This is a genomic window from Myxococcales bacterium, from assembly GCA_016717005.1.
Taxonomy (GTDB): Bacteria; Myxococcota_A; Polyangia; order Haliangiales; family Haliangiaceae; genus UBA2376.
Genome location: JADJUF010000031.1, coordinates 1 through 4,950, shown reverse-complemented (window position 1 = coordinate 4,950; position 4,950 = coordinate 1). Strand labels below are relative to the sequence as shown.

Genomic DNA, 4,950 nt, shown 5'->3' with positions numbered 1-4,950 from the left:
CGGTGCCGTCGGCGCCGGGATCGACGGAGAGAAGGGGATGCACACCGGGGCGCTCGTTGGAAACCTCGCGGAACTCGGGCTCGGTGTGGGCCAAGGCGTGCGAAGCTGGATGTCGAAGAGGGCAGCGGACAGGGCCGCCCGCTTGGCCGCGGACGACGCTTCGAATTCCGCGTTCTCGAATGTTGGACCGGGTTTGGGGCCCGATGAGATCGGCGCGTCACTGGACAGTATTCCTCAGCAAAGCCAGGAAGCCGTGCGGGCCGCGGCTGCTAGCGGCGATCCGATGGCGGCGGGGACTGTGGCTTGGAGTGAAGCGGCGGCGGCCCGACAAGCTGCCACTCAAGCGTTCGAAGGCGTTGCAGCCAAGTCGACAAGGACTCTATATCATGGCGCGCCCCCTTCCAAGATCGCAGGTGTCATGAAGTCCGGCGGCTTCATTCCAAAAAATGGTGAGGTGTTTCTTTCCGAGACAATGGCTGATACATTCGTTCATGGCACAAGCAGGCAATATCAGGCCAGTTTTGTCGTTGAGGTTGAGGTTGAGGTTGAGGTTGAGGTTGCCTTGCCGTCGACTGGCGTAGTGAGAACGTCTACACAGGGGATTCCGCGGACGATTCGCGTCGAGGGGGGTAATCTGGTCACTGCAACAGTGACTCGAATGTTTGTTCGTACACGTGCCGCTGACGGGACGTTTTCCGTGGATGTCATAGACGGATTTGACGATATTGCGAGATATCTTGCTCAATTAGGAGTGTACTGATGACCGAATACGCGAGCCCCGATATAGCGCGCGTCGCCGAGTGGATTCGTGCTCACATGCGGCCGATGCCGTCCAATTCTCTCGAGATCAACGATCTCGAATCAAAGGTGCGAGATCTGTTGTTGGGCGACAAAGAGATATTCGCGGTTGCACGAGATGGAATCCTGACCAGGCAGGAGGCGTGTTCGTTGCTTCTCGCGCATGTTGACTCGTGGGCTCTGGCCTGTGGCGGGAAAACATACGCAACTGCCCCCCCTCACGTTCTGTCAGAAGTGGAAGTTGAGGAGCTTGTGAGCATTGTGTTTGGGGCCGGACCGGACCGGGGGTAGTGCGGGTGGGCGCGCCCCGTCCGCCGCTCGGCTAGGTGTCCGGAATTCGGACAATGCCGGACATGCCTAGCGGACCGGGCGGACCGGACCGGGGGGACCGGGGGTAGTTTGGGCGGGCGTGCGCCCCGCGGCCTCGCGCGCGGGTGCTGGCGGCGCGGGAGGGCGCGGCAGCGGGCGCCCGATGACGCCGAGGATCGCGCCGGCGGCCACGCCGCGACGGCGCGTGCGTGGGCGACGCGAGCGCGGCGACGCGCGTCGAGCGGTCGTGTCGGTGACCGACGCGAGCGGGCAGGTGGTGGCGCAGGTGGATCCGCGGGGCCTGACCGCGTTCACCTACGCGCGCGACCTGCGGGGGCGACCGCTGGCGCAGAGCAGCGTCGACGCGGGCCCGACGTGGGCGCTGGCGGACGCGTACGATCGACCGGTGTGGACCTGGGACGGGCGCGGGTTCGAGGTCGAGCGCAGCTTCGATGTCGCAGATCGACCGGTGGCGACGATCGTGCGCGACGGCGCGGCGCTCGACGCGCAGGTCGAGGAGATCAGCTACGGCGACGCCGACGCGGACCTGGCGTCCGCGAAGGCCGCCAACCGGCTGGGGCGGGCGGTGCGGGTGCGCGACGGGGCGGGCGAGGTGCGGACGGTGGCGTATGATCCGGCGGGCGCCGTGCGGACCACCGAGCGACAGCTGCGCGTCGATCTCGACGACACCCCCGACTGGCGCGGGGCGGTGGCGCTCGAGGCCGAGGTGCTGACAGCGGCGGCGCAGACCGACGCGCTGGGGCGCGGGGTGTGGACGCGGCTGGTCGACGGGACCGAGCGGCGGGATGGGTACCACCCGGGCGGCGCGCTCGCGAGCGTGCGGGTGACGACGCCGGACGGGGCGCTGGTCGACGTGCCGATCGTCGACGGGCTGGCGCGCGACGCGCACGGGCGAGTGGCGGCGGCGACCCTGGGCAACGGCGTGGGCCAGACGTGGGCGTACGATCCGGCGAGCGGGCGGCTGGTGGCGCAGGACGCGACGCGGGCGGGCCAGGCGCTGCAGGGCCTGCGGTTCACGTACGACGCCGACGGGCGGGTGACGCGGGCGCTCGACCTGGCGCAGGAGGGCGCGACGGCGCTGGTGCCGGCGGCGGTGAGCGCGCGGCGCGACTTCCGGTACGACGCGCACGGACGGCTGGTCGAGGCGACCGGGCGCGTGCACCAGGCGCTCTTGCCGCACGACTACATCCCCGGCACCGCCGGGACCATCGGCGGCGCGCGGCACCTGTCGCTCAACAACGGCGCTGCGCTCGAGCGCTACACGCAGCTGTTCACGTACGACCCGTCGGGCAACCTGACGCGGATGCAGCACGCCGGCGCGACCGCGAGCTGGTCGACCGACTACTGGGTCGCGAGCGGCTCGAACCGCGCGACCGCGGCGCTCGATGTCAATGGAGTGCCGGTGGTGGACCCGGAGGCGATGTTCGACGCCGCGGGCAACATGGTGGCGCTGGCGCACCTGCGCCGGATGGCCTGGAGCTGGCGCGGTGCCTGACTGAGGCCGTGACCGTCGAGCGCGCCGGCGGGCCGGTCGACGACGGTGAGCGCTACGCGTACGGCGCGGATCGGCTGCGGGTGCGGAAGGTCGCCACGCGGCTGGTGGTCGGCGGGACGGATCCGGTGATCGAGACCCGCGAGGTGCTGTACCTCGACGGCGGGCAGGAGCGCGTCCGGGTGCGGCGCGGTGCGACCATCGTGCTCGAGCGCTGGACCACGCACGTCGCCGACGGCGAGCGCCGGTCGCGGTCGTCGACCGGCACGTCGTGGACACGCTCGCGGCGGAGGTGGACGCCATCGGCCCCGCCCGCGTGCGCTACCACCTGACGACGCCGCAGGGCTCGACCGCGCTCGAGCTCGACGCCGCCGGCGCGCTGATCTCGTACGAGGAGTACCTGCCCCACGGCGGCAGCGCGTTCATCGCCGGCGACGACGTCCGCGAGGTCGCCCGGCGCGACGTCCGCTATGCCGGCAAGGAGCGCGACCGCGCCACCGGCCTCGACGCCTACCCCCAGCGGTACTACGCGCCGTGGCTGGGCCGCTGGCTGTCGTGCGATCCGATCGGGCCCGAGGACGGTTGAATCTGTACGCGTTCGTCGGGGGCGATCTGATCGGGATGGTGGATCCGGAGGGACGGATCGGGAGAAGGCCCCGGTCAGCGAAGCGGAGCTACGGTTCGTCAACTTCCAGCTCGACAAGAACCGCAACCGCGTCATCGAAGCCGGTGAGATCGGCGGCTTGATGCGTTCGCGTCGGTCTTCCACCGAGCCCGCGCGAGACCCTGGCGACGTGGCAGGGCGCCATGCGCGCGTTGTCCGGCGCCGGCTATCGCACCGACGACACGGTCGGGGCGCTGGTGGGGTCCCGGGAGGGGGCAGCGCCATCGGCCGCGTCGATTCCGGAGCTGGTCGAGCTGAACCGGCTGCTCGACGTGAACGGGAACCATGTGATCGGAGTCGGCCGAGTTCACCGGCTTCAAGTCCAAACGAGCAGGCGCTGCTCTGGGGCCGGTTGATGGCGGCCACCGCTGGCGCGGGCTACCAGGTCGATGCGGCGGTAGCTGCGTGGCTCCCAGCGAACTCCGCACGGGGCCAATAGTGCGTACGACCACATCAAGAGCGCCGATGCGCTCAGCCTCGATGGCAACGGACGGAGCTACACCGAGCGCGGCGATCGCGAGGCGGCACAGCGAGTTGCACAAGTACGAGAACCCGCGCCGCGGCATCGCGATCCGCCCAGATCGCCGTGACGCTGCTCGTGCCAGAGGTGGTGGTCCTCTATGAGGCAGGTGCGGCAGGATTCGCCGTGGGGGGAACTCATCACGGGCCGAGACGGGCTCACGGGGAGCAGAAGTCACGGGCCGATGCCGCAGCCGGCGTCGTGGGGCATGCAGCGAATGCCGGCATGGCACTCGTCGGGCGAGGCGAGATTCGCCAGGCCCTCGCCGACGGCCTGCGCTCCGAACCCGGCGCCCGGCGTTCGTGCGCCCGGAACCTGGCGCCGCTGAGGGCTCGCTCAAGGGCGGCGCAGGAGGATGCCGCGCTGGGTGGAGCCACGATGCCAGGGAGAAGCGGAGCCGCCGCGCCGAACGATGGCGGGACTTCTACCGCAGGCGAATGCACGGACCGAGGCCAGGCGCTCGTTTGCGCCGCCAGGTACGTTGGGCATAGCATCGGGGGGCGATCGGTAGAGAATCAGGTCGTCACCGCGAGGGTTGCACCGGTCAGTGACTCTGCTGTGGCGAAGTCGATGAGGCCGGATGCCGTCGTGGACACGACCCAAGGCGCAGGCGGCGGTGCAGGCAGCGCCTGTCTCAGGCCGACAGACACTCAACTCGGCGGGGCAAGATGTTGTCCGTTCGCTGGTGGCAATGAGGACGAACTCTTGGCCGCGGCAGGCTGGGCCGCCGGCAGTACCCTGGATAGCCTTGCCGGGGATCAAGCCTGGATCGTGAGAAGGTGCATTGGGCAACGGACAGGGGTGAAGATCGAATGGGAGCCGGCGGCCCACGCCACGACCTGGAGGGCCGCGTCACCGTTCGCGTCTGGGATGAGGCGAAAGGAACAAAGGGGGTGGGTGGCGCGTAGTGGAAGTACTTCATTGGGGACGGGAGAAGTGGAAGACATGACAGACGAACGACAGCGGTCATGGGACGCGGCTCTCGAGATGTTGCGCTCTCATGTCCCACAGGCGACCGGGTTCGTCCTGATGATATCGACTTGGCGGCCAAGGCAAACGGAAACCCCTGGACTGGCGCAAGCTCGACCGCAGCGACCTGGATCATCGACAGGTCGTGGGGCGTGATTGCATCACAACTAACTGGGA

The 4,950-nt window shown here is 69.1% G+C and carries 4 protein-coding genes; all 4 read left to right on the top strand.

Annotated elements, in window-relative coordinates; genetic code table 11:
* Window positions 1-142: 142 nt before the first annotated feature.
* Entirely contained in the window at window positions 143-760 is a 618-nt protein-coding gene (locus IPL61_22995; GenBank protein ID MBK9034098.1) for a hypothetical protein, read from the top strand.
* A gap of 600 nt (window positions 761-1,360) precedes the next feature.
* A complete protein-coding gene (locus IPL61_22990; protein MBK9034097.1) occupies window positions 1,361-2,623 on the top strand; it encodes an RHS repeat protein in 1,263 nt (420 codons plus the stop codon).
* An 8-nt stretch (window positions 2,624-2,631) separates the two neighbouring features.
* Complete coding sequence (locus IPL61_22985) at window positions 2,632-2,952, top strand: hypothetical protein (protein MBK9034096.1); 321 nt, start codon at window positions 2,632-2,634, stop codon at window positions 2,950-2,952.
* Entirely contained in the window at window positions 2,937-3,206 is a 270-nt protein-coding gene (locus IPL61_22980; GenBank protein MBK9034095.1) for a hypothetical protein, read from the top strand. The genes IPL61_22985 and IPL61_22980 overlap by 16 nt, the downstream gene beginning before the upstream one ends.
* The last annotated feature ends 1,744 nt before the right edge of the window (window positions 3,207-4,950 follow it).